Source organism: Lysinibacillus sp. K60 (assembly GCF_019731275.1).
In the GTDB taxonomy this organism is placed as follows: Bacteria; Bacillota; Bacilli; order Bacillales_A; family Planococcaceae; genus Lysinibacillus; species Lysinibacillus capsici.
The window spans coordinates 166,544-186,020 of sequence record NZ_JAASJR010000008.1; the positions used below are offsets into that span (position 1 = coordinate 166,544).

At 36.1% G+C, this 19,477-nt stretch carries 17 protein-coding genes; 1 reads left to right on the top strand and 16 read right to left on the bottom strand.

What is annotated here, in order from left to right:
- Positions 1–224: 224 nt before the first annotated feature.
- The 7 genes from HCH28_RS17825 to HCH28_RS17855 form a co-directional block, all read right to left on the bottom strand.
- A complete protein-coding gene (locus HCH28_RS17825) occupies positions 225–1,520 on the bottom strand; it encodes a S1C family serine protease (protein WP_221682458.1) in 1,296 nt (431 codons plus the stop codon).
- Positions 1,521–1,686: 166 nt separating this feature from the next.
- A complete protein-coding gene (locus HCH28_RS17830) occupies positions 1,687–2,475 on the bottom strand; it encodes an MBL fold metallo-hydrolase (protein WP_048395252.1) in 789 nt (262 codons plus the stop codon).
- Complete coding sequence (locus HCH28_RS17835; RefSeq protein WP_221682459.1) at positions 2,475–3,299, bottom strand: two-component system regulatory protein YycI; 825 nt, start codon at positions 3,297–3,299, stop codon at positions 2,475–2,477. Before HCH28_RS17835 ends, HCH28_RS17830 begins: the two co-directional genes overlap by 1 nt.
- A complete protein-coding gene (locus tag HCH28_RS17840; protein ID WP_221682460.1) occupies positions 3,286–4,611 on the bottom strand; it encodes a YycH family regulatory protein in 1,326 nt (441 codons plus the stop codon). The genes HCH28_RS17835 and HCH28_RS17840 overlap by 14 nt, the downstream gene beginning before the upstream one ends.
- Entirely contained in the window at positions 4,608–6,473 is a 1,866-nt protein-coding gene (gene walK, locus HCH28_RS17845) for a cell wall metabolism sensor histidine kinase WalK (RefSeq protein ID WP_221682461.1), read from the bottom strand. Before walK ends, HCH28_RS17840 begins: the two co-directional genes overlap by 4 nt.
- A 5-nt stretch (positions 6,474–6,478) precedes the next feature.
- Positions 6,479–7,192 carry a response regulator YycF gene (gene yycF / locus HCH28_RS17850; RefSeq protein WP_221682462.1) on the bottom strand — a complete coding sequence of 238 codons (714 nt, stop codon included), beginning with the start codon at positions 7,190–7,192 and terminating at the stop codon, positions 6,479–6,481.
- A gap of 214 nt (positions 7,193–7,406) precedes the next feature.
- Positions 7,407–8,867 carry a peptidoglycan DD-metalloendopeptidase family protein gene (locus HCH28_RS17855; protein WP_221682463.1) on the bottom strand — a complete coding sequence of 487 codons (1,461 nt, stop codon included), beginning with the start codon at positions 8,865–8,867 and terminating at the stop codon, positions 7,407–7,409.
- 401 nt (positions 8,868–9,268) lie between these two features.
- Here HCH28_RS17855 and HCH28_RS17860 point away from each other — a divergent pair, with 401 nt between their 5' ends.
- A complete protein-coding gene (locus HCH28_RS17860) occupies positions 9,269–10,108 on the top strand; it encodes a YitT family protein (RefSeq protein ID WP_255601677.1) in 840 nt (279 codons plus the stop codon).
- A 44-nt stretch (positions 10,109–10,152) separates the two neighbouring features.
- On the opposite strand, the gene HCH28_RS17865 is transcribed toward HCH28_RS17860, so the two are convergent.
- The 9 genes from HCH28_RS17865 to rpsR form a co-directional block, all read right to left on the bottom strand.
- Entirely contained in the window at positions 10,153–11,442 is a 1,290-nt protein-coding gene (locus HCH28_RS17865) for an adenylosuccinate synthase (RefSeq protein WP_004233375.1), read from the bottom strand.
- A 244-nt stretch (positions 11,443–11,686) separates the two neighbouring features.
- Positions 11,687–13,048 carry a replicative DNA helicase gene (dnaB, locus tag HCH28_RS17870; RefSeq protein WP_004233370.1) on the bottom strand — a complete coding sequence of 454 codons (1,362 nt, stop codon included), beginning with the start codon at positions 13,046–13,048 and terminating at the stop codon, positions 11,687–11,689.
- A gap of 13 nt (positions 13,049–13,061) precedes the next feature.
- Positions 13,062–13,508: a 50S ribosomal protein L9 gene (rplI, locus tag HCH28_RS17875; protein WP_004233368.1), complete on the bottom strand. Its 447-nt coding sequence runs from the start codon at positions 13,506–13,508 to the stop codon at positions 13,062–13,064.
- Positions 13,508–15,478 (bottom strand): DHH family phosphoesterase, encoded by a 1,971-nt coding sequence (locus HCH28_RS17880; RefSeq protein ID WP_004233367.1) that lies wholly within the window; start codon positions 15,476–15,478, stop codon positions 13,508–13,510. The genes rplI and HCH28_RS17880 overlap by 1 nt, the downstream gene beginning before the upstream one ends.
- A 13-nt stretch (positions 15,479–15,491) precedes the next feature.
- Complete coding sequence (locus HCH28_RS17885) at positions 15,492–16,433, bottom strand: YybS family protein (protein ID WP_221682465.1); 942 nt, start codon at positions 16,431–16,433, stop codon at positions 15,492–15,494.
- 461 nt (positions 16,434–16,894) lie between these two features.
- Positions 16,895–17,644, bottom strand: a complete 750-nt coding sequence (locus HCH28_RS17890) for a hypothetical protein (protein WP_221682466.1) — start codon at positions 17,642–17,644, stop codon at positions 16,895–16,897.
- Positions 17,644–18,135: an RNA polymerase sigma factor gene (locus HCH28_RS17895; protein ID WP_004233363.1), complete on the bottom strand. Its 492-nt coding sequence runs from the start codon at positions 18,133–18,135 to the stop codon at positions 17,644–17,646. Before HCH28_RS17895 ends, HCH28_RS17890 begins: the two co-directional genes overlap by 1 nt.
- Before the next feature lie 279 nt (positions 18,136–18,414).
- Positions 18,415–18,798, bottom strand: coding sequence for a hypothetical protein (locus HCH28_RS17900; protein WP_221682467.1), 384 nt, complete (start codon positions 18,796–18,798; stop codon positions 18,415–18,417).
- 423 nt (positions 18,799–19,221) lie between these two features.
- A complete protein-coding gene (gene rpsR, locus HCH28_RS17905; RefSeq protein ID WP_004233359.1) occupies positions 19,222–19,458 on the bottom strand; it encodes a 30S ribosomal protein S18 in 237 nt (78 codons plus the stop codon).
- Positions 19,459–19,477: the final 19 nt, after the last annotated feature.

The window sequence follows — 19,477 nt, forward strand, 5'->3', positions numbered from 1 at the left end:
CCGAAATTTCCACAAACTTATTCACAAATCAGTCTATGTTATCCACAATCTATTGTAACAAAGTAATAGCATGTATGGAAGAAGTGCCTTTTACTCCCGATTTACTGTGCGGAATTAGTATTCACAATTTTCTAGTTATCCACAATATTTCATAAAAGTATTTTCTCCATCCTCATAAAAAAAGCGATGGAGATTGATTAGATCTCCATCGCTTTTCATCTTCTTTACAATGTATTACCATTTGTTAATGTTAGTGATAGCTCGACTAATTTACCTTGACGGTACACTTTTAATGTTAGCTTATCACCAATTTTTTTGTCATTATATAAATGTTTGCGTAAATCAATAGTTGTTTCAATTTTTTGACCATCCATCTCTACAATAACATCGTATTGTTGAACCCCTGCTTTTGAGGCTGGTGAGTTATTCATGACATCTGTTACAACAACGCCTGTTGTCACCTCTGCAGGTAATTTTAATGTTTGTTGTTGATAGAATGATGGCACATCTGTTAAATCTGCAAGTGAAACTCCCATTGTTGGACGTTTCATTTCTCCATTTTTCTCTAGTTCCTCGATAATTGGAATAGCTGAATTAATTGGAATAGAGAACCCTAAACCTTCAACTGAGGATTCAGCAATTTTCATGGAGTTAATTCCTACTAATTCTCCAGCTAAGTTCACAAGTGCTCCACCACTATTTCCTGGGTTAATCGCAGCATCTGTTTGCAATACTTCTTGTTGCCAATCTTCTGTGCCATCACCATTTAAGTCTACTGGTACAGAACGGTCTTTACCAGAAACAACACCAGTTGTCACAGAACCATAGAAGTCTAAACCAAGTGGGTTACCAATGGCAATCACTGTTTCACCTTGTTTTAATACATCTGAATTCCCGAATGTCGCAACGGTTTTAACATTTTTAGAGTTAATAGAAATAACTGCAAGGTCCGTCCAAACATCGTGACCCACTAATTGAGCCGGTTCTTTTGTTCCGTCTGGCATTGTGACCTCTAACTGCTTTGCCCCTTCAATAACGTGGTTATTTGTGATGATAAAGGCTTTATCACCTTCAATTTTATAAACAACACCTGAACCGCTTCCTGCTTCTTTTGTTGTCGTTGATGGTGGGCTCCAAAAACCTCCGCTTGTTACTTCTTGAATATTTGTGATACCAACAACTGCTTGTGAGGCTTTATCAACTGCAGTTGTCACATCTGTCGTTACTTCTGTAGCTACCTGATTAATTGTTGTGCTATTTTTTCCTGTATTACTTGTTGTTGTTCCAGGCATTTGGCTTACAAGTCCTGGTAGCATAAGCCACACAAGTAAAGCACCTATAATGACACCGACCAAACCACTAAAGAAATAGCCGCCTTTACCTCCGCCACCTTTCTTTTTCATGCGCTTAGTCTGCATTTCTTGCTCCTCACGCTCTAGTCTTTCTTGAAGAGGTGATTTCGGTACCTCATCATTTTTTAGGAAATCACTGTTTTTATCATCATCTTGGAAATAGCTCATGATCCTCATCCTTTCCTTTGAGTGCTATCTAATTAGTTGTTACCCTAATCTTACGATTCAAACATTAAAATCAGATGAAAAACAAATAAAATAGGCATAAAAAATAGCCGTTCAATGCATTTTTTATGCGTTGAACAGCTTCAAATTTTGTCTAAATAGCCTCTGATTAAACCGTAACCAATTTCGTCGGTTCTTCTGCATCCGTATCAAATAGATGAACATGCTCACCAACAAGGATGCCACAAGATTGTAAGGTTTGTGCGACACTCATACGTGCTAGCTCTTTCATATTATTATCCTTACTCAAATGTGAAAGATAAATATTCGTCGTCTTATCAAATACAACCTCACTCATTGCAATTGCTGCATCCTCATTAGATACATGTCCTACATCACTTAAAATGCGACGTTTAATAGACCAAGGATAACGTCCCATTTGAAGCATATTGACATCATGATTACTTTCAAAGACAAATGAATCAGCGCCTCGAATAATTCCTTTCATACGATCACTGACATAGCCTGTATCAGTAATAATGACAAGCTTGCGATCATTTTCATGAAAAGTATAGAACATCGGATCTGCTGCATCGTGTGAAACAGCAAAGGATTCAACAGCTAAAGAACCAAAATGCTTCACTGTATCCATTTCAAATTCAAAACGTTGCTCTACAGGAATGTCCCCAATAAGCCCATCCATTGCCTGCCACGTTTTGGCGTTTGCGTAAATTGGTACATTATATTTCCGTGCCAGTACACCAATTCCTTTAATATGATCACTATGCTCATGTGTAACAAAGATACCACTGAGTTGCTTCATATTACGGTCGATTTTTGTAAATAACTGCTCCATCTTTTTCCCACTAAGACCCGCATCAACGATAAAAGCATGATCGTCATTCTCTACATAAATCGAATTCCCTGTACTGCCACTTGCTAAAACACTAAATCGCATTATTCAACTCCCCAGTCTTCTTCTTCGCTCTCTTGCTTGTCCTCCTGGATTTCGATGACTTTACCTTCTACTGCATTCACAAAGTACTCCTCTTTTGTCCCATCAGATAATTTCACCTGAACTTCCCATGTTGGCACCAGTACCTGAGTACGTGTCAATTTAACAAGCGTTGAGTAACCTAGTTTCATTTGTGTAATGCGAGAATCTGGCTTGAGCGGTCCTTTCGCATACAAAGTTTGAATAATTTGAAGTGGTGGAATAACGGTTTCCTGCTGTTCCATTTCTTCAATGTTATCAATCATTGTTTGCTCATACATTGTTACTTCGTTATTAGCATTCCATTTTATTTTTAATGAACCACTATAATAGAACATTCGATTGTTTGTCTTTTGGAAAAAAATTGCGACTCGTTCTTCGCGGTCTACTTTCCACAAAGCATAAGATTCACCTTCAATGATGTTTGCCAGGACAAAATCTGTAAAGCTTGCGTCATCACTTACATTACGTAATTTAACAGGCCTCATAAAAATAACACGAGCCTTTGTATTATTATCATCCTTCAATTTAACTTGCTGGTTACTATTACTAAATTCGTTTGGTGTGAATTTATGCACTTGAGCTGTCATATACGAAGCAGATTCAATATTATTTGGTAATGTGCCATAGGTAATATTATCATCCTTTAAACGGGCTTCTATTGTTCTTTCACCCGGTACCTCAATATCTTTTGCTTCATTATAGCGATTGACATAAAGTGAATACAAGAAGATGTTCAGTATTAAAAAAACGAATATAAAAATAGATTTTGTTCTATTCCAATCCATTTTTAACACCTCCTAATACTTCAGGAGTCAGTTTAGTCCATGTACCATTCCGAATAACAAACCAACAAGGTTCAAATATAAATATATTCTGTTCTTGATTTTGTGTTAAATAATAGCCCAAGACGATTTCATCGATATCAGACAGAGGAATACTGTTAGCGCTTTTTAATCTCTCTGCGATCTCCGCACCTGATGCTAATTCTTTGATTTCTTTCTCCAATGATATATCCATATCCAATGAGAAGTATGGACGCTTGTAATGGAAAATTCGACTATCTCCCCAAATCGTTGTCATTCGTGTAATAACATGATTGCTATAGACAGGGAAACCTTGCAAATACATTTGATAATCTATTTGATTTTTATTGGTATTGGATGAAGTATAGCGGAAATCTGCCGTAAATCCTCCATGCTCATTAATAAATTCAAAGCTATCCTTTAAAAGCTTGGATGGCTCGACTCTAATACTACTTTCTGCAGCAGGATAAACATAGTTTAATGATTTAAGATTTGTTTCTAAGGTCATTAACGACATACCATCTGTATATTTTTCAGAGGATGCACTTTCCACATTCCGCTGCACAATATTTGGATCTGGGAATAGCACATTTTTAAATAATTCTGGCGTAATATCCTCAATAAAATATGTATATTTTACAGATTCAATATTACTGTTCGCCAAATAAAGAGATGTATAGCCTTCTCTCTCTACTTCTTTAAAAACCTCATATTTTTTTGCAGGCTCTATGACTTCCTGTATAAATTGATTCATGTTTGGCACACTGACATGTGAGCGGAATAATGATTGGTTATTGCCACTAATGTAATACAACATTAATTCTTTGCTATTGTAATTACTCCAATCTATAATCATACGATTGAACGTTGTTTCTGGTAATTCCTTATCTGTGAACTGAAAGGTTGTGTTAAAAGCTGAAAATGGAATCTCTCCCGTAAAAAAAATTGTCATTCGATGATCTGCGCCAATAATTTGATTCACATAGTTTGCAGAAAGATTATTGTTTACAGACACCAAATCTAAAACATTCCAGCCTTTAAATACTTTCATCATATCTTTCATAGCTGCATTAGAAACTGTGCCTGTAAACTCTTCTTCAGAACGGAAAATAGCCTTGTATGGTCGAATAATATCCTCCATATCCTTTTGCGGCTTAATTAAAATTTCCTCTCCCTCTGTTTTTTCAATATATTTATAATCAGGTGTATAGGTCCAAATTAAAAAAGTTAAAATCACACTCAGCATAACAAGTAGAAATAATACAACAGATTTAACTGGCTCTATATATTTCATTCCCACTCACCTGCCTCACCAAATTCATCTGCATCATATGGTAATGTGAAGAAAATTGTTGTACCATGTCCTTCTTCACTTTCAGCCCAAATCTTACCGCCGTGTGCTTCAATCATTTCCCGCGCAATAGCTAGTCCCAAGCCTGTTCCTCCCATAGAACGAGCGCGTGCACGATCCACACGATAGAAACGATCAAAAATACGGCCAACATTTTCTTTAGGAATACCCATGCCATCATCTGAAATCATGACTTTCAACATGTCATCCTGTCCCGTAAACCCAAAGCGAATATTGCCGCCATCTGGAGAATATTTAATAGCATTGGAAATGATATTATCAATAACTTGTGTGATTTTATCCGTATCAATTTCTACATAAAAGGATGTTTCAGGGAATAATCGTTCAAATTGTACCTTGTCAGACTTAGACATTTCAAATCGGTCAATAATGCGGTTAAAGAATGAATTAAATAAGACAATATCTTTATTTAACTCATAATCTGAACTATCCATTCTTGATAACTGCAGTAAATCATTTACTAAACGAATCATACGCTCTGTTTCGGTTTGTGTCACATTTAAAAACGTAGGAGCAATATTTTCATCTTTCCATGCACCATCTGCAAGTGCCTCTAAATAACTGCGCATTGTTGTTAATGGCGTTCTTAACTCATGTGATACATTTGATACGAATTCCCGACGATCCATTTCAATCTTTTCTTGCTCTGTTATATCGTGCAAAACAGTAATCAGACCATTAATAAAGCCTGTTTCTTTTTGAATAACAGAGAAATTAGCACGAAGTATATAGGGGGCATCTGCTGTACTAAAGTTTAAATTCACGGCATCATTCATATGAATTAAGTCTTCAAAACTATATTCCTGATCAATCCCCAATACCGAGGCGATAGGACGCCCTAATGTAATATCTCTTGAAATATGCAGTAATTCCAATGCAGGGTCATTGATGAGAATAATACGTCCCTTACGATCTGTTGCAATTACACCATCTGTCATATTACTCAGAACTGAATCTAGCTTTCGACGTTCAGCTTCTGTGGTCGATTGGGCTTCCTGCAAACGGTTGGTTAGATGATTAAAGGTGATGGCTAGCTGGCCGATTTCATCTGTACCATATACACGTACCTTTCGAGAATAGTTCCCCTTCGCCATTGCCTGAGCCTGCTTTCGCATATCAGCAATTGGCTGTGTAATTGTTCTTGCCACAAGAATACCTAAGAAGATGGTAATGACCAAGGACATTGCGGTACCACCAAGGAAAATCTGATTAATATCATTCATTTGTTCAAAAACTGATTCAATATTGGCTTCAATATAGAGTACACCAATGATTTCATCGTCTGGTCCTGCACCCGCACGAATGGGATTCGCTAAAACCCACACACGATTTCTCGTCTTATTGTCCAGCTTAATAATATCAAACAGTGTTTCGGCAGATATCGCTCGACGTACAAGGTCAGTATTAGAGCGCTGACCTATTAAATTCTGGTTTTCAAGCTCAGATGTTGCAAGTATTCTTTGTCTATTGTCAATGACACGAATTTCTAAAATATCACCATTTGAAACATCCCTTAAACCAGTAGAAAACTCCATAACAATTGACTTTAGGCTCTCCTCTAGTTTAGGCATGCTTTCATCGCGTTCCTTTAAAATTTCCTCACGAAGACTATATTGCATCAAGTCAACTCGCTGAAAAATGGAATCTTGGAAGTTGCTCTTCAAATTTCTTTCTAACTCACGAGCGAAATAGATACCGATAATTTGTAAAGCAAGCAATATTAATAAAATATAAATCAGCACTAGTTTTACATGAATGGATTTAAAGAAGCTCACTTTCTGCATTCCTATTACTCCTGTTCAGGATTTCGTAAATAATAACCTACACCACGTCGCGTGACAATCCAAGCGGGATGACTAGGATTATCCTCAATTTTTTCACGTAAACGGCGAATTGTTACATCAACAGTTCGTACATCACCAAAGTAATCATAGCCCCATACTGTTTGTAGGAGGTGCTCCCGTGTCATTACTTGTCCAATATGTTTCCCTAAATAATGAAGTAACTCAAATTCTCGATGTGTCAATTCAATTGCTTCATCACGCTTCATTACTAAATAGGCATCTGGTTGAATAACAAGCGAACCTACGACAATCTCATTCGACTCTTCCTCAGCCTCTTCTGTAGCTGGAGCGACTACTTGTAAACGGCGCATATTGGCCTTTACACGTGCAATCAGCTCTCTTGTACTAAATGGCTTTGTGACATAATCATCTGCACCCATCTCTAATCCTAATACTTTATCAATTTCAGAGCCTTTAGCTGTTAGCATAATAATCGGAAAATCATATTTTTTACGTACTTCTCTACAAACTTCCATGCCATCACGCTTTGGCAGCATAATATCTAAAAGCATTAAATCTGGTTGCTCTTCCTCTACTTTCTTTAATGCCTCATCACCATCATAAGCACAAATAACTTTATAGCCTTCTTTTATTAAATTAAATTGCAAAATATCTGCGATTGGTTTCTCATCATCAACAACTAAAATTGTTTTATTCATACATACTCTCCCTTTCGCTTCTTATCTATTCTTAAACAATGTGTATTTGTAAATTCACTACTCTTAACTCTATCATGCTTTCGGATTCTATGCATTAATCGATATTCAATCCCTCTATTACTGTGACAAAAAGCGATGTAATTCAACAATTATTTCTCGGGAAATAATAGAAAAAGACAGTCCATTATTCGGACTGCCTTCTATTCAACATGTTTTATCGGCCTACATAAGATAACGGATTTTCTAATGAACCGTTCTTTTCAACTTCAAAGTGCAAATGTGTACCTGTCGAATTTCCAGTGGAACCCATAATACCAATCACAGAACCTTTTTCCACTACTTGTCCGACTTCAACATTAATTGAAGATAAATGTCCATAAAGTGTTGTAAAACCATTATTATGATTAATAACAATACGATTACCATAGGTGCCAGAAGTGCCAGCAGCAACCACTACACCATTATCAGCAGCCAAAATATTATAGTTACTTGGTCGAGCGATATCAATACCACGATGGAAGGCTCCCCAACGTTCACCCATACCACTTGAAATATAGCCCCCGACTGCTGGCCATGCAAATTCTCCAGTTCCACGTGAAGAAATAACCTTTGTACCAACTACTTCAATTTCATCTACTGGTTGTTGAAGTATTTTTTCCTCTAAGGCAACTTTTGATGTCTGTGTACCATTTTCAGATGTTAATGCATAAGTTGTTTCTTTTTTTCCATTAACACCTTCTTGCTTGATGACCTTTTCACCTTTATACATTGTAGGATCTTCTTCAATTACTTTTTTAAACGGAATGACTTCCGCAACTTTCTTTTCCTTTTTTACTTCAAGTGTCACAAATGGCTTTGCCACAGTAACATTTAATTCTTGTCCAATTTGTAAAACTGTATCTACTGTGATATCCGGATTGAGAGCTAGTAGTTCACTTGTTGTTAAATTATGTTTTTTAGCAACTGACCCTAACACATCTCCTGATTCAATTTTGTATGTTTCTTGCTCAAGATAACCTGTCATTAAAAACTTCACGGCTTGCTCAGGTGATAATATATCAGTGGGTGTCACTTTTTGTGATAACCCTGAAACGCCTTGTTTAAAAGAAACATTTAGAAGTCTAGACTCACCATCTTTTAATTCTGGTAGATTATTGCTAGCTTGGCGTTTTGATAAGTTATCTAATTCTTGCTGGGAAACATATTGTAGCTTTAACATTTGAACAGTTTTCTCATAAGCTTCTGTATTCTTTAGTGATACTACTGGTTTGTGATTTACTAATAATGTAAAGGCATCTGATTTGGCCACTAAAGATTGCTTAAGTTTTGATAATGTTTCTGCATCTTTTGTTTCGTTTGTAAATACTTGTTCTGGGATTATTTTAACAGCTGAGCTAGCATCAATGGATAAACCTTTGAATTGCTGACTTGCCACTTTTTCTTTTGATGCAATTATTTCTTGAATTGCTTTCTCATCAGATACTGCACCAATATATTCATTCCCCACATAGACGTGGTAAATTTTATTTAAGTTTTCTTTGTTATATTCCTTAGCAAATCCCATGTTAATCGTTAGGCTTGTCATTAAAACTACAACGATTGAAGCCTTTTTAAAAGAAGAAAAATTGTAGGTGAATCTATTGTTTTCTTCTTTTCTCTTCCAAAACGAATTCATCAATAAAGCCCCTTCCAACTTTACCCTACTGTAGGATGATTTACCCACAAGGATTTTTTGCACCCCTATAATGTACCATAAAGAAAATGACGTTTGAACGATTTAACTCTTTTGTAATGTAAATGTATTATTTATCTACTTATTGTTACATAGAATATATTTTATATAGTTTATAAATACTGTAATTTTATTCATATATTGGTTCTCAAAATTAATTTAACTATCATCGTTATACTATTCTAAAATTTTTTTCAAGGGAATTTTGACTTAATACTTTTTACTTTTTTAATATTCCGATAAAATATATATAGAAGGTACACTATTTGATTGGAGCGATTAAATTGAGTGATTCACAAACCGCTGATATCACAACAAAAGTGTTGAGATCTCAGAAAAATAGCATGCGAAAAGTTTTTGCAAGAATTATTATGGTTTCGCTAGGCGCGATTATAATGGCATTGGGCTTGGAACTGTTTTTAGTACCCAACCACATTATGGATGGTGGCATCGTAGGTGTTTCCATTATCACATCTCACTTATTAAAATTACCCCTTGGTATTTTCATCTTCATTTTAAACTTACCTTTTATTTTTTTAGGCTATAAACAAATTGGTAAAACCTTTGCATTGTCCACAGGTCTAGGTATTACCGTACTCTCTTTTTCAACACTTGCCTTACATAATATCCATCCATTTACGGAAGACACATTATTGGCAACAGTCTTTGGAGGAATGATTTTAGGAGTTGGTGTCGGTATTGTCATTCGTTATGGAGGTTCATTGGATGGAACTGAAATACTAGCTATTTTAGCAAATAGCAAGACACCTTTTTCAGTTGGAGAAATCATCATGTTCTTCAATATCATTATTTTTACGGTGGCAGGATTTATTTTTAATTGGGAGCAAGCCATGTACTCCATCATTGCATACTATATTGCCTATAAAATGATTGATATTGTTATTCAAGGATTGGAAGAATCAAAATCTGTTTATATCATAAGTGATGAAATTGATGAAATTGGACAAACGATTATGGATCGACTTGGTCGTGGTGTTACTTTCCTTCACGGAGAGGGAGCTTATACGGGGAATGACAAGAAAGTCATATTTACCGTTATAACTCGTTTAGAAGAATCTAAATTGAAAACAATCGTCGCTGAAATAGATGACAATGCTTTTCTAGCCATCGGTAATATCGCCGAGGTAAAAGGTGGTCGCTTTAAGAAGAAAGATATTCACTAAAAAAGGGCATGCCGCATTTGGCACGCCCTTTTCATTTTATTTCATTATGCTTCCCAAACATCCACTAACACGTTTGTTTGCTCACGTGCAGGTCCAACAGAGAAAGTAGCAATTTGAATGCCTGTTAGTTCGCTGATACGCTCCACATAGCGGCGTGCATTTTCAGGTAGCTCTTCTAAAGTTCTGCAGCTTGTTACATCCTCAGACCAGCCTGGAAGCTCCTCATAAATTGGCTCACATTGTTCAATAATATGAAGATTTGCTGGATACTCTGTGATTGTTTCACCTTTATAGTTATAGGCTGTACAAATTTTTACTGTTTCTAAGCCCGATAAAACATCGATAGAGTTAAGAGCAAGATGAGTAATGCCACTTACACGGCGTGAGTGACGAACAACGACTGTGTCGAACCAGCCTACACGACGTGGACGACCTGTTGTTGTACCGTATTCGCGACCAACCTCACGAATTTGTTGACCTACTTCATCAAACAATTCTGTTGGGAATGGTCCATCTCCTACTCGAGATGTATAGGCCTTAGATACACCAATAACACTTGTTACGCGTGATGGCCCAACACCTGCACCAATCGCTACTCCTCCAGCTACAGGATTTGAAGATGTTACATATGGATACGTACCTTGATCGACATCAAGTAAAATTCCTTGTGCACCTTCGAATAGCACTTTACCGCCCTCATCAAGGACATCGTTCAAAATTTTAGATGTGTCCGTAACATACTTGGCAATTTCTTGTCCGTAACCATAGTATTCCTCAAAAATTTCTTCGAATGTTACGCCTTCAACTTCATAGAATTTCTCAAATAACTTATTTTTAATGGCTAAATTATGACGTAGTTTTTCCTCAAAGATTTCCTTATCAAGTAAGTCAGCCATACGAATCCCAATACGTGCTACTTTATCTTGATAACAAGGTCCAATACCTTTACAAGTTGTGCCGATTTTATTGTCTCCACGACTTTCTTCATCCGCAATATCTTGTTTAATATGATAAGGCAAAATCACATGCGCACGATTAGAAATACGTAGATTATCTGTATTAATACCACGCTCTTGTAAACCTTTAAGCTCTGTTACTAATGATTTGGGATTCACAACTAATCCATTACCAATTACTGAAGTTTTATCTTTATAGAAGATCCCTGATGGAATTAAATGTAATTTATAAGTTTCACCATCAATTTTAATGGTATGTCCTGCATTATCTCCACCGGCAAAACGAGCGATGGCATCGGCTTTGTGCGAAAGGAAATCTGTAATTTTACCTTTTCCTTCGTCTCCCCACTGTGTTCCTACAACTACTACTGATGTCATAATCAGCACCTCCGTTAGATACCTTTGTATCTCAATTTTCAAGCCTCAATTATTGTAACAATGATAGAAACAACTCGTCAATAAAAAATAGTGAAAAAACACGAACATAAAATCAAAAAATCTGATTCAACGTTCGTGTTTAATAACAGAATGGTATGAATATTATCGAACATTCAGATTAAATTATTCTAAGGGTAATATTTCATTCCTAATAGGCAACTTATCTGAATGACGAGTAACTTGACTAATCACGTGGCGGTGGAGGTGGCATTTGTGACCAATCCACATTAATGAATTTATTGAATTCTTTTTTAAAGGCCAATGTAACGGTTCCTGTTGGACCATTACGTTGTTTCGCAATGATAATTTCGATCATATTTTTATTCTCAGATTCTTTATCGTAATAATCATCACGGTATAAAAACGCAACAATATCAGCATCTTGCTCAATACTTCCCGATTCACGTAAGTCACTCATCATTGGCCGTTTATCTTGTCGTTGCTCAACACCACGAGATAACTGTGATAACGCAATAACAGGTACCTTTAATTCACGGGCTAATCCCTTTAAGGAACGGGAAATCTCTGATACCTCTTGCTGACGGTTTTCTCCTGGCTTGCCGCTCCCCTGAATCAACTGTAAATAATCAATTAAGATCATTCCTAGTCCATTCTCCTGAGCTAAACGACGACATTTCGCACGGATTTCATTGATACGTACACCTGGAGTATCATCAATAAAAATCCCTGAATTCGATAAACTACCCATTGCCATAGTTAGTTTACCCCAATCTTCCGTAGTTAAAGCACCTGTACGTAAAACTTGTGCATCTATATTTCCTTCTGCACAAAGCATACGCATGACCAGTTGCTCTGCACCCATCTCTAAAGAAAAGATTGCAACATTTTCACGAGCTTGTACAGCAACACTTTGCGCAACATTCAATGCAAAGGCGGTTTTCCCTACAGATGGACGAGCAGCAACAATGATTAAATCGTTGCGTTGAAAGCCAGCAGTAATGTTATCTAAATCACGGAAGCCAGTCGGGATACCCGTTACTTCTCCCTTTTGTGATTGAAGTTGCTCAATATTATCGAAAGTTTCCACTAGCACATCTTTAACATGCTTAAAGTCACCTGCATTCTTTCGATTGGCAACCTCCATCATTTTCTTCTCTGCCTCGCCTAATAATGCCTCTACTTCGTCTTCACGTGTATAGCCGTCCTCGACAATTTTCGTAGCCACTCGAATCAATCGACGTAAGAGGGCCTTTTCCTCAACGATTTTGGCATAATGAGCGACATTGGCAGCTGTAGGGACAGCATTGGCGAGCTCTAGTAAATAAGAAAGCCCGCCAACGTCCTCAATCTCTTTTTTAGCTGATAATTCTTCTGTAACTGTTACAACATCTATCGCTTTTCCTTGATCACTTAAGCGCAACATCGTTTCGAAAATTTTCTTATGGGCATTTAAATAAAAATCATCTGCCAATAAAATTTCTGATGCTGTTATTAATGCCTGTGGCTCAAGGAAGATAGCACCGATAACCGATTGCTCCGCCTCCCGGTTATGCGGTGGAACGCGGTCCATCATCGGTTCACTCATGGATTGTCGCTCCTTATTCTTCCGTTACATGTACTTTTAACGTTGCTGATACTTCATGATGTAGTTTTACAGGAACATTTGTAAAACCAAGTGAACGAATCCCATCAGGTAAAGTCATTTTACGTTTGTCAATTTTAATGCCGTGCACTTTTTGTAATGCATCAGCAATTTGCTTTGTAGATACTGAGCCAAATAAGCGGCCACCATCACCTGATTTTGCTTTTAGCTCAACTGTTAGTGCTTCTACTTTTTCCTTTAGTGCTTGTGCTTCAGCTAATTCAGCAGCAGCATTTTTTGCCTCTAATTTCTTTTGCCCCTCTATTTGGCTTAAAGCTTGCGCATTTGCTTCCGCTGCATAGCCATTCTTGATTAAGAAATTTTGTGCATAGCCATCAGCTACGTTTTTAATTTCACCTTTTTTCCCTTTTCCTTTAACGTCTTTTAAAAATACTACTTTCATTAGTCAGAACTCCCTTCAAAGACCTCATTTATGGCCTCTTCTAAATGTTTTTTCACACCATCGATGGATTTAGCATCTATTTGGCAGGCAGCATTCGTTAAATGTCCACCGCCGCCAAGCCTCTCCATAATTAGCTGTACATTGACCTCGCCAAGTGATCGTGCACTTATACCAATTTTGCCATCTGCCCGATGTGCAATGACAAAGGATGCACTAACATCCTTCATCGTTAGTAAAATATCGGCAGTTTGCGCAATTAAGACAGAGTCATACACTTTTGATTCCTCACCTACAGCAACAGCTACTCCTGGTTTTACGAACTTAACTGTTTGCACAATCTTGGAGCGCTCTATATATGTGTCCACGTCCTCCTTCAAGAGACGTTGGACTAATACTGTATCTGCTCCATTTGTTCGTAAATAAGAAGCTGCTTCAAATGTACGTGCTCCTGTTCGAAGTGTAAAGCTTTTGGTATCAACGATAATACCCGCTAGTAATGCAGTAGCTTCTAGCATATTAATTTTTGCACGCTTCGGCTGATATTCTAGTAACTCTGTCACTAGCTCAGCTGTGGACGACGCATATGGCTCCATATAAACGAGTGTAGGATTCTCGATAAAGTCCTCACTTCGACGATGATGGTCGATTACAACCACCTTTTCAGCTAATTTCAATAGGTGTGCATCAATTACTAAATTCGGCTTGTGTGTATCAACAATAACGAGCAACGATTTCTCAGTCATTTTACCAGCGGCTTCCTCCGGTGTAAGGAAATTTTCATAGAAATCTGATTTACTCTCTATTTCATTCATTAACCGTGTAACGCTACCATTTAATTCATCAAAATTGATAATGACATAACCCTTTACATCATTCATTTGTGCCATTTTCCGTACACCTACAGAAGCACCAATGGAGTCCATGTCAGGATTTTTATGTCCCATAACAAACACTTGATCACTGTCTTGAATTAAATCGCGTAATGCATGTGAAATAACGCGCGCTCTAACACGTGTACGTTTTTCGACTGGATTTGTTTTTCCACCATAGAATTTAAGTTTTCCAGTAGGTTGCTTTATCGCCACTTGGTCTCCACCCCGTCCTAATACAAGATCAAGACTGGATTGTGCCAACTCACCAAGCTCCACTAATGAGGATGATCCAGCTCCTACACCAATACTTAATGTTAATGATAAATTCTTTTGAGCTGTTTTTTCTCGAATGGTATCTAATATAGCAAATTTTTTCTTTTCTAGCTCCGTTAAAATGGATTCATTTAATACTGCTAAGAAACGATCTGATGATATTCGTTTGACAAATACACCATGCTCTGCAGCCCATTCATTGACAATTGAAGTAACCATTGTGTTGGTTAAACTACGTGGTTGATCGTCCATGGCTTGCGTGATTTCATCGTAATTATCGACAAACAATATAGCGATTACTGTACGGTCTGCATAGTATTGCTTTTCAATGGCAATCTGTTCAGTTATATCAAAGAAATACAGTAGTCGTTCCTCTTTTTTATAATAAACACGATATTTCCGATCACGTAGTGTAATCGTCGCCTCATTAGTCTCCTCGGTCTTCATTAATACATAGATGTCATCAGATATATTTACAATACCTTCTCCAACTAATGATTCCATATTTAAAATGCCTTGCATATATGGATTAGACCATTCGATTTCGTACTGCTCATTAACCAGCAGTATCCCAATTGGCATTTCAAGTAGTGCCTCTTCCCCTACTTTTTTCATACGGAAGGAGATAGATTCAATGTGCTTTTCTGTTTCCTCAAAAGCTATCTTCTCTACCTTCCATGTGTAGGCCATCAGTAAAACAAAACCTACACCATAACCGATACCTATCCCGATATTCCAAATACATAGAAGCACGAACGTCACAGTTCCAAATATGGAAAGAACAAAAAGCGGATAGCGAATTGGTCGTTTTCTAAAAGTCCCCATTACAATCAGCCCCTTATTCTTTAGTCTTCCCCTTTACAAGTGAACGTACGTCAAAACCTAAATCAACAATACCGAGTAAGATCATAAAGGATGATAGTGGAATGGCTAACAAAGTAGCTACCCATTTAACTCCGTTTGGCATCCCTTTTCTAGAGATAAAATAATGGATAAAAGATATTCCCTGTAGAATAAGTAACAACCATAAAATATAAGAAACATTTAATACAATGATATCTAACGTAGAACCAGCCTCAGGACGCATGAATAAATTAATGCATAACACAATCATGTAATACCATAAAATAGAGCGTGGTAATCGCATATTTTGGAACGGAGCAAATTTTGGAACATCTACCCCTAGTCGTTTTAGAGCTGGTAAATTGACTGTAATAATAATAAATGCAGCAAAAAATGCTGAAATTGTTATTGTTGCAGGCATAGTCAGTTCAATTGTTTTAAACATTGCCTCAAGCTGTTCTGGATTTATGGCTACTTGACCTGTTACATTCTTCGCAAATTCATTAGATTGCTCATAATTTTTACGTGCCATCTCTAAACTCATGCTTATGAAGTCAATTCCTGAAAGCTTTACATAGGCAATATAAACGATTGCCATCGAGAGGAGATTAGCAATCCCCGTGGACATAAATAAATAAAGCTTACTCTTCTTCAAATAAATAGCGTTACCCATAACGACACCTATTAACCCTAAAATAAAGGCAAATGGCAGCATGGATATTCCGCTCGTTATAGTGGTTAGGATACAGCCTACTATTGCTACGAGTATTGATGTGGAACGCTTGTAATTTGCGCTATACCAAGCAATCGGTAGTGGAGCGAATAATAAAGCTACTATAAAGATGAATGGTACATATGCAGAAATTAGCATTAAAATTGTAAAAAGTGCAACCATCATTGAGCCTTGTACAAGCGCTTTTGTTTGATTATTCGGCATTGAAAACCTTCCTTTTTTTCAGTCAAACTTACTACCCTTTATTGTACCATTTTTTCATAGTATTGAACAAAAATCACTTAGATCACTATGTACATTGTCATTATTTTTTCAATTTTAATTCAGGCCTTTACCTAAGTGGCTGGTAATTCTCTTTTAACCATAACAAAAAACCAGCATACTCGATACGAATATCGTAATATGCTGGTATTCAAAATTGATGTAAGGTCAGTTACCTTAACGTCATCAATCTTATTTATCTTCTGCTACGAATGGAAGTAATCCCATGATACTAACTAATTTAACTAAATTCAACATAAATTCCGTACCCAACAATACTACCAAGAGTAATAAGTATCCTCGTCAATGTTTGGTTTCTAATCTATCCTGTAGATTTTTCTACTAGTTCTTCTTTTCTCCAGTTAACTTAGTTCTTTGTACAGTAGTATTACATCTCGATTATTTTAATTAAGCTTTAATGAAATAGAATTTGATTTTAAAGAATTTGATTCTTGAGTTACAGCAATATCTTGTTGTTCAGAGCTTCCATCTGTATATTTTACAATGACTTTGATTATTATGTCGTCATCTATTACCAAATTGCCATCATGAGGAATTGCAATTGAATATTGATATTTATCCTGTTCATTATACTCAACTGTATAGGTATTTCCAATTTCCTTTGTACCGTTGTATATATCTGAACCAGGCGAACTTCCAATCATAAATATCTTTTCTGATAATAACCAGTCTTTGTCTGCATATTCTTTAGCTGTAAGTGTAACATCCTCTATAAACTTGCCTTTGCTAATGGTATAAGTGACTGAGTCGATATGTTCTCCACTTATATTTAGCATAAGCTTTGTAAAGATTAAATTACCTACATCTCCAGTTATATCAGTTGTACTACCTCTAGCTTCAGTTGATAATTTAAAAGTAGCTTTATCTGATGAAAGTTTGGTATTTGGCTGATTCCCATCATCACTCAATGCATAAGCTGTGATTGTAAAATTTGCGACTTGAAAGTTTCCATTATTATTGAAAAACGGAATACCTATCATAATTAACAATAGGAATCCAAATGCACAAGCTACAGAAATCCGCCTTTTAAAATTTTTCTTTTCTATAATATTGCAATTCTTTTTCACACGATTTTTCATAGTTTTTGGCATTTCAATAGTATTAACAGCTTCTTTAATCTTATCAAAGTTCATCATTCATTCTCCTTTCGATATTTTTCTCGAATAAGCTCTCTTCCACGTTGTAATCGCTTTTTAACTGCTGAAGTAGTAATGCCAAGTATTTTTGTTATTTCATCTACTTTATAGCCCTCTACATAATAAAGTAACAAGACAATCTTATGTTTATTTGGCAATCTCATAAGATGTTCAATTAAACCATAGTTTTCATCATCCTTACAATATAGTTGTAAATCATTGATATCCATATGTTTACGAATAATATTGTACCTTCTCATATTCTTGCAGCGATTTGTAGCAATAGTAATCAACCATGCTTTCTCATGTTCTGAATCGTTAAATGGTGGAGATTTAGTTAGATAGGTAATAAAAGTGTCTTGTACGACATCCTCTGCATCATTCTCATTGCATAGAATAACAAGACACATTCTAAAAAGCATATTTCCATATTTATCAACAATTCGTTCTATATCTAGTTCGTTCGACCAAACTAATTGTTGCAACATCCATCAACTCCTTTCACTTATAACACACATGAAGTTACCATTTGGTGACATTTTAAATAAAATAATTTTAGAAAATAATCTTACCTAAAAACTAATCGATGCAAAAAAATTGGAAAAATATTTTCCAATAGTCTTCTATCCGAATCTAATCTTATTATATTGTGTAATTAGAATGTCATTTTAGGTACCTATCGTTGATACTTTGCTATATCTATCGTTCTCTTAAATAAAACAAGCCCACCAAATAGGTGAGCTTGAAATAATTTTACATTTGATAATTTATTCAACCCAAGCAGAAACTGTTCCCCTGTAATATCCTCTCCAAGTGCCATTTGTAAGTTTTTCTGTTTTGTAAAGATTTATCCAACCCTTATACCAATATGATCCACTGAATGCTTCATAATAATAGGTTGCTGGTACATTGCTGTGAGTTGAATAAGTTTGAGGAGAAGGGATATCCACGTCCTTATAAAGATAGAAACCGAAAGGAGAGATTGAGTCATCTGGATAATCATCTCCTGCTAAAGATAGATTTACTTCCCCAACAATATTAGTTTCAAATTTCTCGCTTTGAACAACTTCTGCGGCATTAGTTGAACTAGTAGATGCAAAAAACATAAGTACAACAAGCATCATTGCTGCCAATTTACTTAATTTAAACATAATTTCCACTTACCCCTTAATTTGTAATTTGCACAACTATAATATATATGATAACGGTTTTTTCGTCAACGATAATTCTGAATTTTCTGAGTTATAAGGAAATAAAAACACGCCTGTTTAAGGGAAAAAGGAAACTATCTTGAAAACAATAAATAACAAATCTATGCATGAATTGACATATATTCTAGGGGGTAAATATATGTTAATGATTAGATAAAAATCATTGAGTTGCGTATGCAGCTCTTTTTTTCTTATTGAACTAACCTGGTGCTTTAGTTCAATAACGATCTTCAACAATCGTGCACGATTGTTGAATAATCCTAACTTTCCTTTATAGCAACAATATTTGAGAAACAGTATAAATAAAAAAAAGCACCACAAAGGTTATGAAAACCTTGTTGTGCTTTTATTAATAAATAAATTTTATTTATCTTCTGCTACGAATGGAAGTAATCCCATGATACGAGATACTTTGATAGCTGAAGTTAATTTACGTTGGTACTTAGCGCTAGTGCCAGTTACGCGACGTGGTAAAATTTTACCGCGCTCAGAGATGAATTTTTTTAATAAATCTACATCTTTGTAGTCGATGTGCGTAATATTGTTTGAAGTGAAGTAGCAAACTTTACGGCGTTTGCGGCCTCCGCGACGTGGTGCCATAGTGTGTCTCCTCCTTATC

What these genes read in the sequence shown, in the direction of transcription:
- HCH28_RS17900 (WP_221682467.1), bottom strand. Translation starts at nt 18,798, where the DNA reads ATGTTTAAATTAAGTAAATTGGCAGCAATGATGCTTGTTGTACTTATG.
- rpsR (WP_004233359.1), bottom strand. Translation starts at nt 19,458, where the DNA reads ATGGCACCACGTCGCGGAGGCCGCAAACGCCGTAAAGTTTGCTACTTC.
- HCH28_RS17865 (WP_004233375.1), bottom strand. Translation starts at nt 11,442, where the DNA reads ATGACATCAGTAGTAGTTGTAGGAACACAGTGGGGAGACGAAGGAAAA.
- HCH28_RS17855 (WP_221682463.1), bottom strand. Translation starts at nt 8,867, where the DNA reads ATGAATTCGTTTTGGAAGAGAAAAGAAGAAAACAATAGATTCACCTAC.
- HCH28_RS17885 (WP_221682465.1), bottom strand. Translation starts at nt 16,433, where the DNA reads ATGCCGAATAATCAAACAAAAGCGCTTGTACAAGGCTCAATGATGGTT.
- HCH28_RS17830 (WP_048395252.1), bottom strand. Translation starts at nt 2,475, where the DNA reads ATGCGATTTAGTGTTTTAGCAAGTGGCAGTACAGGGAATTCGATTTAT.
- HCH28_RS17890 (WP_221682466.1), bottom strand. Translation starts at nt 17,644, where the DNA reads ATGAACTTTGATAAGATTAAAGAAGCTGTTAATACTATTGAAATGCCA.
- HCH28_RS17825 (WP_221682458.1), bottom strand. Translation starts at nt 1,520, where the DNA reads ATGAGCTATTTCCAAGATGATGATAAAAACAGTGATTTCCTAAAAAAT.
- dnaB (WP_004233370.1), bottom strand. Translation starts at nt 13,048, where the DNA reads ATGAGTGAACCGATGATGGACCGCGTTCCACCGCATAACCGGGAGGCG.
- walK (WP_221682461.1), bottom strand. Translation starts at nt 6,473, where the DNA reads ATGCAGAAAGTGAGCTTCTTTAAATCCATTCATGTAAAACTAGTGCTG.
- HCH28_RS17860 (WP_255601677.1), top strand. Translation starts at nt 9,269, where the DNA reads ATGCGAAAAGTTTTTGCAAGAATTATTATGGTTTCGCTAGGCGCGATT.
- HCH28_RS17880 (WP_004233367.1), bottom strand. Translation starts at nt 15,478, where the DNA reads ATGGGGACTTTTAGAAAACGACCAATTCGCTATCCGCTTTTTGTTCTT.
- HCH28_RS17895 (WP_004233363.1), bottom strand. Translation starts at nt 18,135, where the DNA reads ATGTTGCAACAATTAGTTTGGTCGAACGAACTAGATATAGAACGAATT.
- rplI (WP_004233368.1), bottom strand. Translation starts at nt 13,508, where the DNA reads ATGAAAGTAGTATTTTTAAAAGACGTTAAAGGAAAAGGGAAAAAAGGT.
- HCH28_RS17840 (WP_221682460.1), bottom strand. Translation starts at nt 4,611, where the DNA reads ATGAAATATATAGAGCCAGTTAAATCTGTTGTATTATTTCTACTTGTT.
- yycF (WP_221682462.1), bottom strand. Translation starts at nt 7,192, where the DNA reads ATGAATAAAACAATTTTAGTTGTTGATGATGAGAAACCAATCGCAGAT.
- HCH28_RS17835 (WP_221682459.1), bottom strand. Translation starts at nt 3,299, where the DNA reads ATGGATTGGAATAGAACAAAATCTATTTTTATATTCGTTTTTTTAATA.